Source organism: Modestobacter marinus, from assembly GCF_019799945.1.
Taxonomy (GTDB): Bacteria; Actinomycetota; Actinomycetes; order Mycobacteriales; family Geodermatophilaceae; genus Modestobacter; species Modestobacter marinus_B.
Window position 1 is genome coordinate 92,389 of the sequence record NZ_JABGCH010000009.1, and the last position, 19,149, is coordinate 111,537.

Annotated in this window: 21 protein-coding genes; 12 read left to right on the forward strand and 9 right to left on the reverse strand. The window is 74.1% G+C overall.

The genetic code is table 11. The annotated features are described in order from the left end of the window. Positions 1 to 5: 5 nt before the first annotated feature. Complete coding sequence (locus HK417_RS10605; RefSeq protein WP_222266154.1) at positions 6 to 650, reverse strand: dihydrofolate reductase family protein; 645 nt, start codon at positions 648 to 650, stop codon at positions 6 to 8. Positions 651 to 884: 234 nt separating this feature from the next. Here HK417_RS10605 and HK417_RS10610 point away from each other — a divergent pair, with 234 nt between their 5' ends. Beyond that, positions 885 to 2,726: a phosphoenolpyruvate carboxykinase (GTP) gene (locus HK417_RS10610; RefSeq protein WP_222266156.1), complete on the forward strand. Its 1,842-nt coding sequence runs from the start codon at positions 885 to 887 to the stop codon at positions 2,724 to 2,726. Positions 2,727 to 2,922: 196 nt separating this feature from the next. Here the strand turns inward: HK417_RS10610 and HK417_RS10615 are convergent, their stop codons facing one another. Next, positions 2,923 to 3,408 (reverse strand): TspO/MBR family protein, encoded by a 486-nt coding sequence (locus tag HK417_RS10615; protein ID WP_222266159.1) that lies wholly within the window; start codon positions 3,406 to 3,408, stop codon positions 2,923 to 2,925. A gap of 224 nt (positions 3,409 to 3,632) precedes the next feature. Here HK417_RS10615 and HK417_RS10620 point away from each other — a divergent pair, with 224 nt between their 5' ends. The 3 genes from HK417_RS10620 to HK417_RS10630 all read left to right on the forward strand — a co-directional run bounded on the left by HK417_RS10620 (position 3,633) and on the right by HK417_RS10630 (position 5,046). Beyond that, on the forward strand, positions 3,633 to 4,229 hold the full coding sequence (locus HK417_RS10620) for an HhH-GPD-type base excision DNA repair protein (RefSeq protein ID WP_222266161.1): 597 nt from the start codon (positions 3,633 to 3,635) through the stop codon (positions 4,227 to 4,229). Positions 4,230 to 4,377: 148 nt separating this feature from the next. Beyond that, positions 4,378 to 4,722, forward strand: a complete 345-nt coding sequence (locus tag HK417_RS10625) for a DUF3099 domain-containing protein (RefSeq protein WP_222266163.1) — start codon at positions 4,378 to 4,380, stop codon at positions 4,720 to 4,722. A gap of 93 nt (positions 4,723 to 4,815) precedes the next feature. Then, positions 4,816 to 5,046: a DUF3039 domain-containing protein gene (locus HK417_RS10630; RefSeq protein ID WP_222266165.1), complete on the forward strand. Its 231-nt coding sequence runs from the start codon at positions 4,816 to 4,818 to the stop codon at positions 5,044 to 5,046. Between the two features lie 53 nt (positions 5,047 to 5,099). Here HK417_RS10630 and HK417_RS10635 read toward each other — a convergent pair whose 3' ends face one another. The 3 genes from HK417_RS10635 to HK417_RS10645 form a co-directional block, all read right to left on the reverse strand. Further along, the gene (locus tag HK417_RS10635) at positions 5,100 to 6,185 is read right to left on the reverse strand and encodes a YihY/virulence factor BrkB family protein (protein ID WP_222266167.1); all 1,086 of its coding nucleotides are present in this window, start codon (positions 6,183 to 6,185) and stop codon (positions 5,100 to 5,102) included. A gap of 80 nt (positions 6,186 to 6,265) precedes the next feature. Next, entirely contained in the window at positions 6,266 to 8,467 is a 2,202-nt protein-coding gene (locus HK417_RS10640) for a VanW family protein (RefSeq protein WP_222266169.1), read from the reverse strand. A gap of 145 nt (positions 8,468 to 8,612) precedes the next feature. Next, the gene (locus HK417_RS10645; RefSeq protein ID WP_261326330.1) at positions 8,613 to 8,828 is read right to left on the reverse strand and encodes a DUF7455 domain-containing protein; all 216 of its coding nucleotides are present in this window, start codon (positions 8,826 to 8,828) and stop codon (positions 8,613 to 8,615) included. Between the two features lie 562 nt (positions 8,829 to 9,390). Between HK417_RS10645 and HK417_RS10650 the strand changes: the two genes are divergently transcribed. Then, positions 9,391 to 10,149, forward strand: a complete 759-nt coding sequence (locus HK417_RS10650; protein ID WP_222266172.1) for a neutral zinc metallopeptidase — start codon at positions 9,391 to 9,393, stop codon at positions 10,147 to 10,149. 84 nt (positions 10,150 to 10,233) lie between these two features. Here HK417_RS10650 and HK417_RS10655 read toward each other — a convergent pair whose 3' ends face one another. Next, entirely contained in the window at positions 10,234 to 11,469 is a 1,236-nt protein-coding gene (locus tag HK417_RS10655) for an RNA polymerase sigma factor (protein ID WP_308123507.1), read from the reverse strand. Positions 11,470 to 11,747: 278 nt separating this feature from the next. Further along, a complete protein-coding gene (ppgK, locus tag HK417_RS10660; RefSeq protein WP_222266174.1) occupies positions 11,748 to 12,491 on the reverse strand; it encodes a polyphosphate--glucose phosphotransferase in 744 nt (247 codons plus the stop codon). Positions 12,492 to 12,550: 59 nt separating this feature from the next. Between ppgK and HK417_RS10665 the strand changes: the two genes are divergently transcribed. Beyond that, positions 12,551 to 13,381 carry an inositol monophosphatase family protein gene (locus tag HK417_RS10665; protein WP_222266176.1) on the forward strand — a complete coding sequence of 277 codons (831 nt, stop codon included), beginning with the start codon at positions 12,551 to 12,553 and terminating at the stop codon, positions 13,379 to 13,381. Positions 13,382 to 13,439: 58 nt separating this feature from the next. On the opposite strand, the gene HK417_RS10670 is transcribed toward HK417_RS10665, so the two are convergent. Both HK417_RS10670 and HK417_RS10675 read right to left on the reverse strand, forming a co-directional pair. Further along, a complete protein-coding gene (locus HK417_RS10670; protein ID WP_222266178.1) occupies positions 13,440 to 13,973 on the reverse strand; it encodes a LytR C-terminal domain-containing protein in 534 nt (177 codons plus the stop codon). Positions 13,974 to 14,031: 58 nt separating this feature from the next. Beyond that, positions 14,032 to 15,078: a phosphotransferase family protein gene (locus HK417_RS10675; RefSeq protein ID WP_222266180.1), complete on the reverse strand. Its 1,047-nt coding sequence runs from the start codon at positions 15,076 to 15,078 to the stop codon at positions 14,032 to 14,034. Between the two features lie 306 nt (positions 15,079 to 15,384). On the opposite strand from HK417_RS10675, the gene HK417_RS10680 reads away from it, so the two are divergent. The 6 genes from HK417_RS10680 to HK417_RS10705 are packed head-to-tail and all read left to right on the forward strand — an operon-like array spanning position 15,385 to position 19,149. Beyond that, on the forward strand, positions 15,385 to 15,687 hold the full coding sequence (locus HK417_RS10680; RefSeq protein WP_222266181.1) for a DUF4193 domain-containing protein: 303 nt from the start codon (positions 15,385 to 15,387) through the stop codon (positions 15,685 to 15,687). 7 nt (positions 15,688 to 15,694) lie between these two features. Further along, positions 15,695 to 16,618, forward strand: a complete 924-nt coding sequence (locus HK417_RS10685; protein ID WP_222266184.1) for a hypothetical protein — start codon at positions 15,695 to 15,697, stop codon at positions 16,616 to 16,618. Between the two features lie 51 nt (positions 16,619 to 16,669). After that, complete coding sequence (gene dut / locus HK417_RS10690) at positions 16,670 to 17,221, forward strand: dUTP diphosphatase (RefSeq protein ID WP_308123508.1); 552 nt, start codon at positions 16,670 to 16,672, stop codon at positions 17,219 to 17,221. 1 nt (position 17,222) lies between these two features. Continuing rightward, the gene (locus tag HK417_RS10695) at positions 17,223 to 17,951 is read left to right on the forward strand and encodes a DUF3710 domain-containing protein (protein WP_222266186.1); all 729 of its coding nucleotides are present in this window, start codon (positions 17,223 to 17,225) and stop codon (positions 17,949 to 17,951) included. Beyond that, positions 17,948 to 18,754, forward strand: coding sequence for an alpha/beta hydrolase family protein (locus HK417_RS10700; protein ID WP_222266189.1), 807 nt, complete (start codon positions 17,948 to 17,950; stop codon positions 18,752 to 18,754). Before HK417_RS10695 ends, HK417_RS10700 begins: the two co-directional genes overlap by 4 nt. Further along, on the forward strand, positions 18,751 to 19,149 hold the full coding sequence (locus HK417_RS10705; RefSeq protein ID WP_222266191.1) for an OB-fold nucleic acid binding domain-containing protein: 399 nt from the start codon (positions 18,751 to 18,753) through the stop codon (positions 19,147 to 19,149). Before HK417_RS10700 ends, HK417_RS10705 begins: the two co-directional genes overlap by 4 nt.

The window sequence follows — 19,149 nt, forward strand, 5'->3', positions numbered from 1 at the left end:
GCGGGTCACCTGCGCCAGAACAGGTGGTGCGTCACGCCGCTCGGGCTGGGCACCACGTCGAGGTGGAAGCGGTCGAGCAGCTCATCGGGTGACGTCCAGAGCCGTACGCCGGATCCGAGCTCCACCGGTGCGACCGCCACGTGCAGGGTGTCCACCTGGTCGGCGTCGAGGAACTGCCGGATGACGGTGGGCCCGCCACCGAGCCGGACGTCCTTGCCCTGGGCCGCCTCCCGCGCCTGTTCGAGGACCGTGGCCGGATCGCCCTCGACGAAGTGGAACGTGGTGTCGGAGAGCGTGAACGACGGACGAGGATGGTGGGTCAGGACGAACACCGGGGTGTGGAACGGCGGCTCGGCACCCCACCAGCCCTGCCACTCGTGGTCCGGCCAGGGACCGCGCTGGGGACCGAACTTGTTGCGGCCCATGATCTCGGCGCCGATGTTGCGCGCGTAGTCGCGGGTGAAGTAGTCGTCGAGACCGCGGCTCCCTCCGGGGTCGGTCCGCCTCGGCCAGCTCGCGGTGGCGCCGGCCCAGGCCAACATGGCCCCGGGATCGGCGTGGCCGAAGGGTCTCTCCAGGCTCTGGCCCTCACCGGCACCGAACCCGTCACTGGAGACGGTGAAGTTCTGGACTCTCAGCAGCTGGTCCACGTGGCTCCTCCTCCATGGTCGACGACCGTTGGACCGCCGGGCACCGGAGAACTCATCGCCGCGTGAGGACGCGGCCCGGACGGCCGCAGCTCGTCCGCGCTACGGCGAGGACGGGAGGGTGCGGAGCCGGGAGCGAGCCCGTGCCCTTCAGGTGGAAGAGTTCCGGCCACGTGTTCATCGTGGTCCCGCCGACCGCCGAACTGGCTCCGACCGTGCCGAACGAAAGGGTGAGCTGTGATCGACGTTGATTCCGCGCTCGACGAAGCGGGCTTGAGGAACGGTCATGTCCGGGACTACGTCCGGCACTGGGCCGAGCTGACCGGTGCCGAGCGGATCGAGGTGATCAACGCCGAGGACGACGCGCGACTCCTCCGCGAGGCGGTGGAGGCCGGTGAGCTCTTCCCCGCGGGCGAGGGGCGGTACTACTCGCGCAGCTACGTCAAGGACACCGCCCGGTCCGAGGAGCGGACCATCGTCGCCACCAACGACCCCGCCGACGCCGGCGTCTACAACAACTGGCGTCCCGCGGCGGAGATGAAGGCCCTGCTCGAGGAGCGCATGCGCGGCGCCTCGGCGGGCAAGACCATGTACGTCGTCCCGTACCTGATGGCGCCGCCCGGCTCGCCGCTCGAGGCCTACGCGGCCGGCGTCGAGGTCACCGACGCGCGGACGGTCGTGCTGCACATGATCCGCATGGCCCGCGTCGCCGTGAAGTACGTCAACGAGCTGGCCGACCAGAACAGCTTCGTCCGTGCCGTCCACGTCACCGGTGACCTGGAGAACCTCGGCCAGGGGACGCCGGACGACCAGCGTCACTTCGTCACCGTCGCCGACGAGCGGACGATCCTGCACTACGGCTCCTCCTACGGCGGCAACGCGCTGCTGGGCAAGATCGCCCACGGCCTGCGCCAGGCCGCCTACGACGGCTGGGCCTCCGGGGAGTTCCTGGCAGAGCAGTTCCTGCTGCTCGGGATCACCGACAAGCAGACCGGCCTCACGTACCACGTCTGCGGTGGCATGCCGAGCGCGTCGGGCAAGACCAACCTCGCGATGACGCTGGCCCCCGATGTCCTCGGCGACCGCTACCGCGTGGACTTCTACGGTGACGACATCGCCTGGCTGCGGGTCGACCCGGAGGACGGCCGGGTCTACGCCATCAACCCGGAGTTCGGCGTCTTCGGCGTCGCCAAGGACACCAACGAGCAGACCAACCCGACCGCCGTGGCGGCCATCGCCGAGGGCACCGGCGCGATCTTCACCAACGTCGCCTACAACTCCGACACCGCCGAGGTCTGGTGGGAGGGCAAGACCCCGGAGCCGCCGGCCGACGTCACGGGCTGGCGGGACTGGAAGGGCCAGCTGATCGCGGAGCGGCCGGACGCCGAGCGGAACGCCCCCTGGGCGCACCCGAACAGCCGGTTCACCACCACGCTCGCCCGGATCCCCAACATCGCGTCGGACTTCGAGACGCCCCGCGGCGTGCCGGTCGACGCGATCATCTTCGGCGGCCGCACCCGTGACCGGGAACCGCTCGTCCGTGCCATCACCGACCTCGCCGAGGGCGTCTACGACGGCCTGACCCTCGGCGCGGAGGCCACCTTCGCCGCCGAGGGCACCGAGGGCGTGCTGCGCTACGACCCGATGTCGATGCGGCCGTTCATGTCCTATCCGGAGGGGGCCTACGCCGCCCACTGGCTGAAGGTCATCGGCGCGGCGACCGAGCGGCCGATCTTCGCCCACGTCAACTGGTTCCAGCGGGACCCGGGCGACGGCCACTTCCTGTGGCCCGGGTACCGCGACAACCTGCGGGCCCTGCTCTGGCTGGTCGGGCTCAAGGACGGCGAGGTGACCGGACGCCGGACGCCGGTCGGCATCGTGCCCACCGAGGACGAGCTGGACCTGCGCGGCATGGACCTGCGGCCCGGCGACCTCGACCGGCTGCTCACCATCGACACCGCGCGCTGGCGGCAGGAGATGGCCCACCGCGAGGAGCACCTGTCGGCCTTCGCGGGCCTGCCGGAGGAGATCTGGGAGGCGCACCGCCGGGTCGCCGCCGCGCTCGACGCCGAAGCCTGACCGTGCTCGCCGCCGGCTCGTCGCCCGACGACGGGCCGGCGGCGCAGCACGTCATGGGCCCCCGCCTCCTGTAGGAGAGCGCGGGGGTTCATCAGCGTCGGGCGGTACGGGGCTCCATGCCTGCACCGTGGGTCGACGGAGCAGCTGGAGCCTCGCCGACGGGTGAGCGAGCCGGCGTCTACGAGCAAGCAGCGGGTCAGGAGTTCCGCCGCCACAGCTCCCAGTTGAGCGCCATCGCGAACGTCACCCACGCCAGGTAGGGGACCAGCAGGAATGCTGCCACCCGGTGTCGGCGCGCGAACGCCGCCACCGTCGCCACGATCGCCACCCAGAGCAGCGCGATCTCGACGAGCGCGAGCCCTGGACGCTTGAGGCCGAAGAACAGCAGCGGCCATGCCGCGTTGAGTGCGAGCTGCGCGCCGTACAGGGTGAGCGCGGGGCGCGACTCCTGGGGGTTCGCGCGCCACACGAGCCAGGCCGAGACGGCGTTCGCCGCGTACAGGACCGTCCACACCGGACCGAACGCCTCGTCCGGCGGGCGCCAGGACGGGCGGTCGAGCGACGGGTACCACGTTCGCACACCAGCCGCTGTGCCGACGCCACCGATACCGGCCGCAGCGGACACCGCCGCCAACGACATCGCGAGCGCCACGGCGGAACGGGTGCGCGACACGCTGGTCATACCCGCATGCTGCCGCTCCCCGCGGGTCACCGCCAGAAGCCCGCCTCACCGACGGCTGCACCCGCCAGCACCGACGCGCGACCACAGCTCGACCGACGCGGTGTCCGACCTGGCAGACGCTCGGCGGTCGGGCGATCGACGTGTCGAGCCCGGGGGAACCGCGTTCATCGGAGAGCGCTCACCTGCAAGCTCACGTCGGGCGTCGATGCGGCAGGATCGCTCGGGTGCCGACTCTGCGCATAGCCCAGGACGCCGACGCCGACGAGCTGCTGTCCCGCGACCCGCTCGCCCTGCTGATCGGCATGCTGCTGGACCAGCAGTTCCCGATGGAGCGCGCCTTCGGCGCACCCCGGCTGCTGGCCCAACGGATGGGCGTCGACACGCTGTCGGCCGGAGAGCTCGCCGGGTGCGATCCGGAGGTGCTGCTGCGGCACTTCCAGGGCCCCCCGGCGCTGCACCGGTACCCCGGCTCGATGGCCACCCGCACGCAGGAGCTCGCCCGGCTCCTCGTCGAGCGGTACGACGGCCGGGCCGAGGCCCTGTGGACCGACGTCCCGGACGGGCGCACCCTGCTGCGCCGGCTCGGCGAGCTGCCCGGCTTCGGCGCGCAGAAGGCGAAGATCTTCCTGGCCCTGCTGGGGAAGCAGGTCGGGATCACGCCGCCCGGCTGGCGGGAGGCGGCGGGCGAGTACGGCGAGGAGGGCTCCCGCCGCTCGGTCGCCGACATCACCGGCCCGGAGTCGCTGGTGGAGGTGCGCAGCTTCAAGCAGTCGGTGAAGCAGGCCGCGAAGGAGGCCAAGGGCGCCCGCACCGGCTCCTGAGCAGCTGTCCCGGAGCCCGACGGAGGGCGGCCGCGGACACCTGCGTCGTGCACCACCGAGTGGCACGATGGGCAGCGGAGCCGGGGCTCCGGGGCCGAGCCCGACCGACCACCGCCGCCATCCCCGGCCGGTCCAGGGAAGGACACCCGTGGCCTCCAGCCAGTCCGCCAGCCGGCATCCCCGCAGCGCGCCCGTCCTCATCACCGACGCCGAGCCCAGCCGCACCGAGCAGCACGACGCCCGCGTCCGGCGGTACCTGATCACGATGGGGATCCGCGGGCTCAGCGTGATCGCTGCCGCGGTGAGCTATCAGTACTCGGTCTGGCTGATGATCACCTTCGCGGTCCTGGGGACCGTGCTGCCGTGGGTCGCGGTGGTCCAGGCCAACGACGGGCCGCCGAAGAAGAAGCTCGACGTGAACCGGTACCAGCCCCCAGCTCCCGACCGCATCCTGGAGAGCCGGCCCGGTGGCGGGCGCGTCATCGACATGTGAGGACGGTCGGGGCGCGCCGTGCGCCCTGTCATCATGGTGGCCGGCTCCGAGCGGACCGGATCACCGGTCCCCACCCGACCCAGGAGGCAGCGCGTGAGCAGCAGCGACATCCTCGAGCGCCCGGACGTCCGGGACGCCGACACCGGCAACGCCAACGAGGTCTTCCACTACGTCCGGAAGAACAAGATCGCCGAGAGCGCGGTCATGGGGACCATGGTCGAGGCGCTGTGCGGCGAGGTCTTCCCGGTGACCAAGAGCCCGAAGCCCGGCAGCCCGGTGTGCCCGGCCTGCAAGGAGGTCTACGAGCAGCTCCGCAGGGAGTGAGCGGGGCGGTGGTCGCCCGACGGGTGACCACCGCCCGGCCGGGCGCTCGCTCCTCAGCGGAGCCCGAGCTTGCGGGCCTCCATCTCGAGCTTCGCGGCCCGGCGCTGCTGCCGGCGCCTGTCGTGCCGGCGGCGGGGCGCCGGCCAGCGGGCCTCGATCGTCGCGTTGAGCTCGGCGCCGAGCAGGATCGACATGCCCAGCAGGAAGCAGAACAGCAACGCCGCGATCGGTGCGGCCAGCGCCCCGTAGGGCAGCGCCGTGGTGAGGATGTCCGCGACGTAGCCGCGCAGCACCCGGGCGGCGATCACGAAGAAGCCGACGGCCAGCACCGCCCCCGGCAGGTGCCGGTGCCAGGGCACCCGGCGCGGCAGGATCACGTGGTAGAAGGTCGTCAGCACCAGGACCAGGCCGACGAGCACCAGCGGCCAGTAGACGGCGTTGATCAGCAGCGTCGCGGTGCCGCGCCAGTGGTCGGGGAGGAACCCGACCAGCACCCCCCGGCCCAGCACGAGCAGCGGCAGGGTGAGGACGGCGACCACCAGGCCCACCACGAACAGCCACAGCGCCATCAGGCGCATGGCGATCGGGCCGCGGACGTCGCGCTGGCCGTAGGCGATGACGACGGTGTTGGAGAAGGTCGCGGTCGCCGAGGAGCCGGCCCACAGCGAGAGCAGGAAGCCGACGCTGACGACGTCGAGCCGGCCCGAGCCGAGGATGTCCTCCAGCGTCGGCTGCACCAGCGTGTCGACGACGTCGGGGGTCAGCGCCTGCGACGAGGCCCGGACCAGCTGGTCCTCGACCTGGGCGACGGTGTCCGCACCGATCCAGTCGCCGAGGTAGCCCAGCGACCCGAGCAGACCGATCAGCAGCGGCGGTACGGAGAGCACCTGCCAGAACGCGGCCTCCGCCGAGAGCCCCAGGATCCGGTCCTGCCACGCCTTGGCCAGGCTGTGACCGAGGACCTGGAACGGCACCCGCACCGGGCCGGGCAGGCGCCGGAGACGGCGCACCCGCGGTGGCCGTCCGGCCGGCTCCGACGGGGGAGCCGGCGCCTCCTCCTCGGGGGCGGCCGGGAGGTCGACCGGGTCCCGCAGGTCCCCGGCCGGAGCCGAGGACGAGGACGGGAACGCGGTGTTCACGGCCCAAGTGTGCACGGCGCCCACCCGGCCGGTCAGCCGACGACCCGTGCCCACCCGTCCGGGGGAGGCGGACAGCCGGCTCAGCCCGGAGGCGACGGGACCGCCGGCGGCGCCGCCGGGTCGGGCGCCGGGGGCGCCGGGGGAGCCGGCGCCACGCAGCGGATGATCGCCTCGGCGGCGTAGTGCGTCACGAAGTTCTCCCGCCGCAGCTCGGCGCCGGTGCCCAGGTCGTTGAAGACCCGGGTGACGGTGATGTCGAAGCCGGTCGAGCCCGACTGCGGGGTGCAGTCCCCGTCGTCCACCTTCTCCTGGACGGCCGGCTGCCGAAGGTTGCGGCGCTCGGAGCTGACCGACTCGATGTCGTAGCGCTTCGTGCCCCAGAGGGTGACCGTGATCGAGCCGGGCACCCACTCGGTCTGCACGTAGATGCCGGTGTCGCCGTCGTTCCGCCACTGCAGGTCGATGGCGCCCTCGTACACCGTCGCCTCACGCCCGGCCGGGTACCGGCTGATGTAGAAGCTGTGCGGCTTGTGGAAGACGTCCTCGAGGCCGGCGAAGAACACCGCGTTGAACATCGTCGTGGCGAACTGGCTGATGCCCCCGCCCACCGCCTTGGACAGCTCGCCGCCGCTGATCACCGCGGCCGGCACGTACCCCTGGGCGGTGCCGCGCGGGCCGGTGTGGGTGTTCAGGCTGAAGGTCTCACCGGGCAGCACCAGCGCGCCGTCGACCTCGGCGGCGACCACGCGGATGTTCGTGCCGCTGGCGCTGCTGGTGAAGTTGGTCGTGAAGGAGCTGACCTCCTCCGTGATGCCCAGGGCCTGCGCCTGCTCGGTGGTGAACTCCGCCGGTACCGGGCCGAGGGTCGCGGTCACCTCGCGGGGCGCCGGATCGTCGAGCACCGCCAGCATCTGGGTGGCGAGCTCGGCCGGGTTGACGCCCTGGCCGTCGACGGAGGGGACGACGGTGACGCCGCCTCCGCTGATCTCGAAGCGGGCGTCCTGGGCGGCCGTCCCGAACGCGGCGAAGCCGTCGCCCATCGCGGTCTGCAGGGCGGCCGGGTCGACCGCGACGGCCAGGGTGCCGTCGTCCTGCGGGGTGAAGGTCAGCGAGGCGGCGATCGCGGCGACCGGCACCTCGACCGACTCGGCACCCTGGGCGCCGACCACGGTCACCGGTGCGGACAGCGCCGGGGTGACCGTCTCGTCCAGCACCCGCTCGGCCACCTCGGCCGGCACCACGGCCGGTGTGACGTCGACCGGGATCTCGATCGGCGTGTCCGGGTCCCCGCCGGCGACCAGCGCGTTCGTGATGGCCTCGGCGGCTGCCCGCTGGTCGACGGTGCGCCCGTCGACCGGCGTCACCACCGAGGCCTCGATGCCCTCGATGGCCACGGTCGCGTCGGTCGGAATCCGGTCGACCTGCGCCGCGAGCTGCTCGACCTGGGCGTTCAGCGCGGTCTCGTCGCTGGTGAGCACCGGGTCGACCGAGTGGTCGCCGACCAGGGACACCAATCGGGTCCAGGGGTTCAGTGGCTGGTCGGCGGCGGCGTCGACGGTGGCGGGGACGTCGAGCGTGATGCCGGCCGCCGGGGGGTGCAGGACGGCGTCGACGTCGTCGGCCACGAGGGTGTGGTCGGCGGCGATGCGGGGCGCCAGGTCGCTGGTCAGCCGTTCGGACGCGGCGGCGGGGGACAGGCCGCCCACCTCCACACCGGCGACCACCGTGCCCCGCGGCAGGTCGTCGCCGGCCGTCAGCAGGTCGACCGCGTAGGCGGTGCCCAGCACGAGGACGGCGGCGGCGGGGGCGAGGACCGCCGGACGGCGCCACCAGGGGCGCCCGGACTCCTCGGTGGGCGGCGGACCGGCGGGGGTCTCCGGGCCGTCGGCGGAGCTGCCTGCGGCGGGCGCTCCGGTGACCGGGGCCTCCGGGGTCGTGGCGGGCGGGACCGGCGGGACCACCACGGTGTCGTCCGCGGCGCGGGAGGTCTTCCCGGAGGGGACCGGGGGCACGACCACGGTGTCGTCCGCCGCGCGCTCGGTTCCCGGCTCGGCGGTGCCGCCCGCGGTGTCGCGGGGCGCCGCGGACTCCGCTGCCGGGGTGGCGGGCGCGGACGGCGCATCGGCGACCGGTCCGGCCGGCGGAGTGGCGGCCGGGGGAGTGGCGGCCGGGGGAGCGGCCGGCGGGACGGCGACGCCGGGCGGCGGTGCCGGGCGGGAGCTGCCCACGGTGCCGTCCAGGTTCAGGCGGACGGTGTCGTCGCGGGGGTCGTCGGGCGCCATCGGTCGCTCTCTGGGTGGGTGGGGGCCGGCGTCCGGTCCCGAGGACGACGAAGCCGCCGACTCCCCGGGCCCGCGGTGCGGGAACGGAGGGCCGGCGGCTTCGTCGAGTGAGGGCTTCATCGCGGCGCGACGATAGTTGCCTCCCTCAGTTGCTGAGGCGCGCCTCGCCGTCTGTCTCGATGATGTCGACGGCGATGTCACGGAGCTTGTTCTCGTACGCCCGGGCGTGGTGCCCGCAGAACACGAGGTCACTGCCACTGGCCAGCATCACACGCACCTTCGCAAGCGCTCCACACCGGTCGCAGTGGAAGGGAACGACGAGGTCATCGGTGGGCGGGGTCGTCGTCAGCGTCTGGGTCATCTGGCTCATCACTCGCTCTCTACCGCACGGACCCGCGACTGCGGATCGGCCTCCTGCACAGCGCCAGGATGGCCCCTCGTGTTCCCGTTCCGACCTCGTTGTGCACGGACGCGCCGATCGAGACGCGGTCGTGATCATCGAGGTACCGGTGGAACGGTCAGCAGGGGACGTCACGTGGCTCGGGACTTGCTCGTGCTGGTGTTCGGGGTCGTCGGCCGGGAGGCCGACTGTGGGTCCGCTGCTGTTCTGACGTCCCCCACGCTACGCCGTCTACCCGGCGCTCGCCGTCGTACACCGATCGGTCACCCGAAGGCGGGATCGAGCGGAGCGGCCGGGGACGGGTCGGGAGCGGTGACGGACCGTGTCCCGGGCGTGCGGCTGCGCGACGGCGCGCGAGGTCGTCCCGATCCGGAACCGCACAGGCCGTGTCGTGCGCGGGGCGTCATGCGTCAACCTGACCGCTGCGCCCCGGCCTCCGGACCGGGCGGCGGTGGCGACGGGCACGGCCGTCGCGTTGCTCGACCACTTCCCGTGCCCCGTTCCACCCACCCGGAGGTCCAGCATGCGTGTCCGGAGACTCGCCGCGGTCATCGCTGCGACAGTCGTGTCGTTCTTCGGTCTGGGCACGCTGCCCGCGCAGGCCGCGCCCGCGGAGCAGCCGACGGCGTCCGCGGCCATGCGGGCCATCGCGGGTTCCTCCCCGGAGAACATGTACGAGTTCCTGGAGACCTGGATGCTCGACATCGGCGGGTACTGGTCCTCGGTGCCCGGGCTGACGCCGTTCGCGTACTACTCCTTCCCGGCCGAGGGGGAGTCGGTGGAGTCCGGGTGCGGCGTCCCGACCACGGACGACTCCGCCTTCTACTGCCCGCTCGACGACACGGTGTTCGTGTCCCAGAGCCTCGCGGCGCGGATCTGGGACGGCACGTTCGAGGTCTACCCGGGCCAGTTCGCGGCCGGGCCCGCCGGCGACACCGGGGTGCTGTACGTGCTGGGGCACGAGTACGCGCACAACCTGCAGGTCGAGCTCGGGCTGTACGGCGACCCCGCCTACAGCGCGGACGACCCCTACCCGCTGATCAACACGGAGTTGCACGCCGACTGCTGGTCCGGGGTGTACCTGCGGGCCAAGCTGGACGCCGGTCAGCTCGAGGAGGGTGACCCCGACGAGGCGGTCTGGGCGGCGGCCCGGGTCGGCGACTACGCCTACGACGACCCCAGCCACCACGGGACACCGGACCAGCGGGTCGCCGCCTTCCTGGTCGGCTACGACAACGGTCAGCCGATCGCGTGCGACGAGGTCCTGCTGGCGCAGTTCTGAGGAAGGACCCCGTCGTGCGAACGCCCCCCGACCCGTGGGTCGGGGGGCGTTCGATCGTCCGGCCCCCTGCAGGAGGTCCTTCTGCTAGTCCAGGTAGTCGCGCAGTACCTGCGAGCGGCTCGGGTGGCGCAGCTTCGACATGGTCTTGGACTCGATCTGCCGGATCCGCTCGCGGGTGACCCCGTAGACCTGGCCGATCTCGTCCAGCGTGCGCGGCTGGCCGTCGGTGAGCCCGAAGCGCAGCCGGACGACGCCGGCCTCCCGCTCGGACAGCGTCTGCAGCACGCTGGTCAGCTGGTCCTGCATGAGGGTGAAGCTGACCGCGTCGACGGCGACGACCGCCTCGGAGTCCTCGATGAAGTCACCGAGCTGGCTGTCGCCCTCGTCGCCGATGGTCTGGTCGAGGCTGATCGGCTCCCGGGCGTACTGCTGGATCTCCAGCACCTTGTCCGGGGTGATGTCCATCTCCTTGGCCAGCTCCTCCGGGGTGGGCTCGCGGCCCAGGTCCTGGAGCAGCTCGCGCTGGATCCGGCCGAGCTTGTTGATGACCTCGACCATGTGCACCGGGATGCGGATGGTGCGTGCCTGGTCGGCCATGGCGCGGGTGATGGCCTGCCGGATCCACCAGGTGGCGTACGTGGAGAACTTGTAGCCCTTGGTGTAGTCGAACTTCTCGACCGCGCGGATCAGCCCGAGGTTGCCCTCCTGGATCAGGTCCAGGAAGGCCATGCCGCGGCCGGTGTACCGCTTGGCGAGGGAGACGACCAGGCGGAGGTTGGCCTCCAGCAGGTGGTTCTTGGCGCGCTCGCCGTCGCGGACGATCCAGTTGAGGTCGCGGCGCATCTGCGGCGAGATCTTCTGGCCCTCGTCCTCGACCTGGCGCAGTCGCTCGGCGCCGTAGAGGCCGGCCTCGATCCGCTTGGCGAGGTCGACCTCCTCCTCGGCGGTGAGCAGCGCGACCTTGCCGATCTGCTTGAGGTAGGCGCGGACCGAGTCGGCGGAGGCGGTGAGCTCGGCGTCCTTGCGGGCCTGCCGCAGCGCCTCGGACTCCTCCTCGTCGTCCCACTCGAAGTCGCCGCCCTCGGCGTCCTTCTCGTCGACCTCGTTCTCCGCGACGCCGTCCTTGCCGGCGACGACGGTCTCGTCGAGCTTCAGGCCCTCGGAGCCGGCGTCGACGACGGCGACGGCCGAGTCCTCCGTGGCCACCGCGGTCAGCACGGCACCCTCACCGCTGCCCGGGGAGGGGGCGATCGTCGGCTTGTGCGTCGCGGCCTGCTTCGCCGGCGTGGACTTCACCGGGGCCTTCTTGGCGGCGGGCACTCAAGTTCCTTCCCGTACTGCGGTGCGTTCCTCGGGGGCCGTGTGGCCCGCGGGCAGCGGCCCCCCGCCGTCCCCTGCGGTCCAGGCCTTCGCTGGGCCCGACGAGGCGAACCACAAGGGCGTGGTTTCGGCGGACGGATGGCGGGGGATGACCTGTTGGCTGGGGGAGACGTGCGAACGGGCTCTTCCATTGTAACGACGCCCTGGCGCGGGTCCACCGGTTCGGGCCGCGAGCGGCCCGGTGGGCTGCACACTCCCCACTAGGGGGGAGCCTCCGGTCACTGACCGATGCGCTCCTCGGCGGCCAGGGCCGCACCGACGATCCCGGCGTCGTTCTGCAGCTGGGCCGGGACCACGCGGGTCCGGGTGCTCAGCAGCGGGACCCACTTGTCCGCCTTCTTGCTCACACCGCCGCCGACGATGATCAGGTCGGGCCACACGCTCTTCTCGAGGACGTCGAGGTACCGGTCGACCCGCTTGGCCCACTGCGGGTAGCTGAGGCCCTCCCGGTCGCGGGCCGCGGCGGAGGCGGCCTTCTCGCCGTCCGCGCCGTCGACCTCGATGTGGCCGAACTCGGTGTTGGGCACCAGCCGCCCGTCGATGAACAGGGCGCTGCCGATCCCGGTGCCGAAGGTGAGCATGAGCACCAGGCCGCGCTCGTCCCGGCCGGCGCCGTAGGCCATCTCGGCGATGCCCGCGGCGTCGGCGTCGTTGAGCGTCTGGACGGTGCCGGGGATGACCGCGGCGAGCCCGCTGGCGAAGTCGGTGCCGATCCAGCTCTTGTCCATGTTCGCGGCGGTGAACGCCACGCCGTGCTTCATGACGCCGGGGTAGGTGACGCCGATGCGACCCTCCCAGCCGAACCGCCCCACGATCTCGGCGACCACGCCGTAGATCGGCTCGGGCGCGGCGGGTTGCGGGGTGGGGACCCGTACCCGCTCCCCGACCAGCTCGCCCTTGTCCAGGTCGACCACGCAGCCCTTGATGCCGCTGCCACCGATGTCCACTCCGAAGCCCTGCACGCGCGCAGCCTAGTGGCCGGACACCGGAGTGCGGGGCCCGTCCGGCAGGATCGCCCGATGTGACCACCACCGGCACCGCCGCACCCGACCTCCGCACCGAGCTGCTCGAGCTGGCCCGGGCCACTGCCGAGGACGCCGCGGAGCTGGTGGGAGCCGGGCGGAGCACCGCCGCCGAGCAGGTCGACACCAAGTCGAGCTCGGTGGACGTGGTGACCGCGGTGGACCGGGCCAGCGAGGAGCTGATCGTCCGGCGGCTGACCGAGGCCCGCCCGGACGACGGGGTGCTGGGCGAGGAGGGTGCGTCGCGCGAGGGCAGCAGCGGGGTCCGCTGGGTGGTCGACCCGATCGACGGCACGGTGAACTTCCTCTACGGCGTCCCGGCCTACGCCGTGTCGATCGCCGCGGAGGTCGAGGGGGCCACGCAGGTCGGGGTGGTGCTCAACGTCCCCACAGGCGAGCTGTTCAGCGCCGTCCGGGGCCAGGGCGCGTGGCTGACCGCGCCCGGCGCCGCGGCGCAGCGACTGCACGGCAGTGCCGCGACCCGGCTCGACGAGACGCTGGTTGCCACCGGGTTCGGCTATCGGGCCGAGCAGCGTCGGGCGCAGGGCGCCGTCGTCGCCGAGCTGCTGCCCCGGGTCCGGGACATCCGGCGGATCGGCACCGCCTCCCTGGACCTCTGCGCTGCCGCGGCCGGTCGGGTGGACGCCTACTACGAGTTGGACCTCAAGCCCTGGGATCACGCCGCCGGCGCGCTGATCGCGGCGGAGGCCGGGCTGGTCGTCACCGGCACGGACGGGCGGCCCTTCGCGGAGCCGATGGCCGTCGCGGTCGCGCCCGGGGTGGCGGCGGAGTTCGTCGCCCTGGTGGAGCGGCTGCACGCCCAGCGCTGACGCCGCGCAGCGGCTCAGGCCGCGGAGTGGGAGCCGGGAGGCCGGCCGGACACTCAGCTCAGCAGGCCGCTTCGGCGCTGGCGGCTGGGGCCAGCGCGGCGGACACCTGGTCGGGGGTCGCCAGCGCCTGGAAGTCCGGTCCGATGACCAGGTCGACCCGGTCGTCGGCGCGGGTGTCGGGCCGCTCAGTGGCACCGGGCAGGAAGACCCCGACGAAGTCGGCGGCCTCGGCGCCCACCGGGCCGAAGCGTAGCTCGCCGACGCCGGTGACCTCGACGTCGGCGGAGTCGTTGGCGATCTCGGCGACGACGAAACCCCGGGCCTGCAGCTCGGCGGCGACCGTGCCGGCCAGCCCGCCCCGGTCGGTGGCGTTGAACACCCGCAGGGTCACCGTGGTCGGGTCGAGGGACGGCGGTGCCGCCTCCGCGGAACTGCACGCCGCGGCCTGCTCACGGTCGTGGGCGGCGTCCGCGCGCAGCACGTTCCACCACACGCCGAGGGCGGCCAGCGCCAGCACCGTGAGGAAGATCAACGCGGGCAGCGGCCGGCGGCTGCGAGGCCCCGCCGGGCGCCGTCCGACCGTCTCGGTCACGGCGTGTCCACGGCGACGAGCTGACTCACGGGCGAGACCCTAGTGGCGGGTGGACCCGCTAGAGCGCACCGTCCTCCAGCGCGGCGCGTCCCAGCTCCACGCACGGGTCGATCTTGTCGGCGTAGCCGGTCGTGTCCTTGCCGGCCATCGCGCCGGCGGCCGAGCGGGCGACGATCCCCGCGACGATCGCGGCGAACTTGAAGTAGGCGAAGCCGACGTACCAGCGCAGGTCGGTGAGGTCGGCGCCGGTGCGTGCCGCGTACCGCTCGGCCAGCTCCAGCCGGGTGGGGAAGCCGGGCAGCGTGGTCACCGGGGAGATCGCGACGCCGCGGTCCTCGCCTGCCTGCGGCCAGTAGACGAAGAGCATGCCGAGGTCGGTGAGCGGGTCGCCCAGCGTCGACATCTCCCAGTCCAGGACCGCCCGGACCGCACCGGGGGTGTCCGGGTCCAGCAGGCAGTTGTCCAGCCGGAAGTCGCCGTGCGTGATGCCCGACCGCTGCGTGGCGGGCACCGTCGCGGCCAGCCGGGCGGCGAGGGCGTCCATGGCGGGGCGGTCGGTGTCCCGGGTGGCGTCCCACTGGGTCGTCCAGCGGCGTACCTGTCGCTGCAGGAACCCCTCCGGCCGGCCGAAGTCGGCCAGCCCGACCGCGGCCGCGTCGACCGAGTGCAGGTCGGCCAGCACGTCCATCAGCCCGCTCGCCAGCGCGCGGCGTTCCGCCGGCTGCTCGGCGAAGCCGGGCGGCAGCTCCTGGACGACGTGCACCCCGACGACCCGCTCCATCACGTAGAACGGGGCGCCGAGCACGGCGGCGTCGGTGGCCAGGTGCAGCGTGCGGGGTACCGGGACCGGCGTCCCGGCCAGCGCGGAGATCACCCGGTGCTCGCGCACCATGTCGTGCGCCGTGGCCAGCACCGCGCCCGTCGGCGGGCGGCGCAGGATCACCGCGTCGGCGTCCGAGCCGCCCTCCGGGGTGACCACGTAGGTGAGGTTCGACATGCCCGCGGTGATCAGCTCGACCCGGACCGAACGCCACTTCTGGCCCCCGAGCGCCTCGGCCAGATACGGCCCGACGACGGCCGGATCGGCACCCACGGTGGTCGTCACCGGCGCAGGGTAGCCTCTGGCGCTCCCGTGCTCGCCGGTTCCCCGAGACGCCGCGGTGCTCCGGATGTGTCGGTCCGCGCGCGGCGGGCACAAACGGGGGCCGGACCGCGTTGGGGGGCTCGCCGGAGTGCAGTCCCGGGTCGCCGAGGCGGCGGTCCGGGACCACGGGCGGCCTCAGCAGTGAGGGCGCCACAGGACCGACTCCCGGCCGTTGCCACGGCCGGCACGACCAGCCCGGAGCGCTGCGGCGCCGACGGCAGAGGAGCGGGCAGCGAGCCCGCGACGAGAGAAGAGAAGGGGCACCCCATGGCCACCGACTACGACGCCCCGCGACGCAACGAGGTCGACGAGCTCGGCGAGGACTCCCTCGAGGAGCTCAAGGCGCGGCGGGCCGAGGCGCAGTCGTCCTCGGTCGACGTCGACGAGACCGACTTCAACGAGAACCTCGAGCTCCCCGGTGCGGACCTGTCCAACGAGGAGCTGACCGTCCGCGTGCTGCCCAAGCAGGAGGACGAGTTCACCTGTTCGCGCTGCTTCCTGGTGCAGCACCGCAGCCGGCTCGCCGCCACGAAGGGCGACCAGCTGTTCTGCCGGGACTGCGCGGCCTGATCCGCCGGTGAGCGAGCAGCCGCGTTCCTCCGTCCCACCCCGGGACGTCCCGCCGCCGCGCCCTGTCGGGCCGGCGGAGGGGCGGACCGGCGAGCCGGTCGAGGGAGAGGTCCTCGGGGGTTCCCCGAGCCTGGCCGACGCCGGACGTGCCCTGGCCGACGCGGTCGCCGGACTGCTCGGCCGGGAGGGTGCGCCCGGGACCGGCCGCTCCCGAGCCGGCGTGCGGACGTCGGACCGGAACGCGGCCGGGGTGCTGGCGGACGTGGTCGCCGCCCTCGGGGGTGCCGCGCGCAGCAGCCGCCGCGGCAGCGGCGCAGCCCGACCCCCGCGGGATGCCGCCTCCGGCTCGCTGCTGACCGACCTGCTCGACGCCGCCGCGCCCCGGTTGCCCATCCGGGACCGTGAGCGGCTGCGCCGGGCCTACCCCGGGGCGTCGGACGAGGAGATCGCCGACGCCCTCGTGGCCCGCGCGGCCCGGCTCACCGGGGGGATCGGGGCCGCCACCGGCGGGCTGGCCGCCGCCCAGTGGATGGCCCCGCCGACCCTGCTCGCCGTACCGGTGGAGCTCGGGGCGCAGACCCTGCTGGTCGCCGCCGTGGAGATCGTCCTCATCGGCGAGCTGCACGAGCTCCACGGCCGCCCGGCGCCCGGCGACGCCCGCCGGCGCGCGCTGGCCTATCTGAACAGCTGGACCACGCAGTCCGCCGTCGGCTCCCGGCGCTCCACCGGCGTGATCTCCGCGCTGGGCGCCGCTGGAGCCGCGGCCCTCCAGCGTCAGGTGGCCCGCCGGCTGCGGCGCGGCAGGGGCGGGATGGGACCCCTGCTCGTCGGCGCGACCCTCGCCGCGCGGGCCAACCGCAAGGGCACCGCCGACCTGGCGCAGCGGGTGCTGGCCGACCTCCGCACCCCGCGGGCGCCCGGCCGGCCGTGACCGGGGCGGCGCTCCGCACGCGCGGCGGGCGGCGCGGCTAGCCTCGCCGCCGTGCCCGAACCACTCGCCCGCACCTCCTCCGTCGGGACCTCCGGAGCCGGAGCCGCCCCGGCCGGCGGCTCCGTCGACGTGCCCGTGCTGCTGACCGTGCCCGGCGCGGTCCCCCCGGCCTACGCGCTGCCCGGTGACGCCGGCGCGGACCTGTGCCTGGCTGAGGACGTCGAGCTCGCGCCGCACCAGCGGGCGCTCGTCGGTACGGGGGTCGCCGTCGCCATCCCCGAGGGCCACGCCGGGTTCGTCCACCCCCGCTCGGGGCTCGCCCACCGGCTGGGGCTCAGCCTGGTCAACGCCCCGGGGACCATCGACGCGGGGTACCGGGGGGAGATCAAGGTCAACCTGGTCAACCTGGACCCCACGCGCACGATCCAGCTGCAGCGCGGTGACCGGGTGGCCCAGCTCGTCGTGCAGCCGGTGGTCCGGGCCCGCTTCCTGCCCGTGGCCGAGCTGCCCGCCAGCGAGCGTGGCAGCGGCGGGCACGGTTCCACCGGGGGCGCGGACGCACTCGCCGCCCCTCCCACCTCGACCCTGGAAGGACGCGCCTGACATGCCGTTCGGACACCGGCGCAACCGGATCGACCGCAGCCTGCGGGAACGCGGGGTGCCCCCGGAGCCGCAGCAGCGTGAGCGTGAGGAGCTGGCCACCGACGGGCCGTGGGACCAGGCCGACGCACCCGCGGACGGCCTGCCCCGCGTCGACCTGGGCGCACTGCGCGTGCCGGCGCTGAAGGGCACGGAGCTGCGGGTCGACGTCAACCAGCAGCAGCAGGTGATCGGTGCCACGCTGCGCGCGGGGGAGTCGCTGCTCCAGCTGTCGGTGTTCGCCGCGCCGCGGGCCGGCGGGCTCTGGGACGACATCCGCGTCGAGCTGGCGAAGAGCGCCAGCGGCCAGGGGGCCTCGCTCACCGAGGTCGAGGGGCCGTTCGGCACCGAGCTCGCCGGCACCGTCCTCGTGCAGCAGCCCCCGCAGCCGGGCCAGCCCGCGGCCAAGCCGGTGCGCCGGCCGGCCCGTTTCCTCGGTGTCGACGGCCCGCGGTGGTTCCTGCGCGGCATGATCAGCGGCCCCGCGGCCACCGCGGCGGGGGACGCCAGCCTGCTCGAGGAGGCCTTCCGGGCGGTCGTCGTCGTCCGGGGGAGCGCGCCCATGCCGGTGCGCGACCCGCTGCCGCTGACCCTGCCGCCGCAGGCGGCCGAGCAGCTGGCGCGCCGGCAGGCGGCCGGGTCCCGGCCTCCCGGCGGTCCGGCCGGTCCGGCCGGTCCCGGCAGCGCCGGGTGACCGCCGTCGCCGCCCCGGTCACCCGCTCGTACGGACCGCACCGCGACCAGTTCCTCGAGCTCACCCTCCCGGCGGGGGAGGAGCCGGTGCCGGTGGTCGGGGTCGTGCACGGCGGCTTCTGGCGGGCCCGGTACGGCATCGAGCTGGCCCGCCCGCTGGCCGCGGACCTGGCCGACCGCGGCTGGGCCGCCGTGGCCGTCGAGTACCGGCGGGTCGGGGGCGACGGCGGCTGGCCGGCGACGCTGCAGGACGTGGCCGCAGCCCTCGACGCGCTGCCGGACCTGCCGGGCGCGGAGCGGCTGGACCTCACCGACGTCACCGTCGTCGGCCACTCGGCCGGTGGGCACCTCGCCGCCTGGGCCGCCGGCCGGGGCCGGCTGCCGGACGGCGCCCCCGGTGCCGGGCCGCGGGTGCCGGTGGGCGCCGCGGTCCTGCAGGCCGGCGTGCTGGACCTCGCCGCCGCGGTGGACGCCGACCTGGGCAGCGGCGCCACGGTGGCCTTCCTCGGTGGCGGGCCGGCGGACGTGCCCGGCCGGTACGCCGCGGCCGACCCGGTGCGGCTGCTGCCCTCCGGCGCCGCGGTGCTGTGCGTGCACGGGGCCGCCGACACGACCGTGCCGCCGGAGCAGAGCGAGCGCTACGCGGCCGCGGCCCGGGCGGCCGGGGACGACGTCGCGGTCGTCGTCGTCCCCGGTGACCACATGGCCGTCATCGACCCGGCCGGTGCGGCCTGGCGGCACGTGCTCGATTGGCTGGCCGGCCGTCGGACAGTGCCCGCGGGCCGCACTACGCTGGAGCCGTGACGGAGACCAGGCCCGCAGCCGCTCAACCAGCCACCCGCGGCTGGTTGTCCCGGGCGTTGCAGAAGCTCACCGCGGACGACCAGACGGTCGACGCCCAGGAGCTCCAGTCCGACGTCGCCTCCTCCGGGTGTGCCCCGGTGAGCAGCTGCCGCAAGGGGCAGGTGGTCACCGTGACCGGCCGGCTGAAGTCCGTCGTCTACACACCGCGGGAGACCGTCCCGACCCTGGAGGCCGAGCTGTTCGACGGCTCCGGGTCGGTGACCCTCGTCTGGCTGGGCCGCCGGCGCATCCCCGGCATCGAGCCGGGGCGCCGGCTGACCGCCCGCGGTCGCTTTGCCGCCTTCGACGGGCAGCGGGTCATCTACAACCCCTGGTACGAGCTGGGCGCCGGGTGA

Bases quoted from the DNA above. Each gene is read 5' to 3' on its own strand.
- HK417_RS10615 (WP_222266159.1), bottom strand. From the start codon at position 3,408: ATGACCAGCGTGTCGCGCACCCGTTCCGCCGTGGCGCTCGCGATGTCG.
- HK417_RS10640 (WP_222266169.1), bottom strand. From the start codon at position 8,467: ATGGCGCCCGACGACCCCCGCGACGACACCGTCCGCCTGAACCTGGAC.
- HK417_RS10645 (WP_261326330.1), bottom strand. From the start codon at position 8,828: ATGACCCAGACGCTGACGACGACCCCGCCCACCGATGACCTCGTCGTT.
- HK417_RS10650 (WP_222266172.1), top strand. From the start codon at position 9,391: ATGCGTGTCCGGAGACTCGCCGCGGTCATCGCTGCGACAGTCGTGTCG.
- HK417_RS10680 (WP_222266181.1), top strand. From the start codon at position 15,385: ATGGCCACCGACTACGACGCCCCGCGACGCAACGAGGTCGACGAGCTC.
- HK417_RS10695 (WP_222266186.1), top strand. From the start codon at position 17,223: ATGCCGTTCGGACACCGGCGCAACCGGATCGACCGCAGCCTGCGGGAA.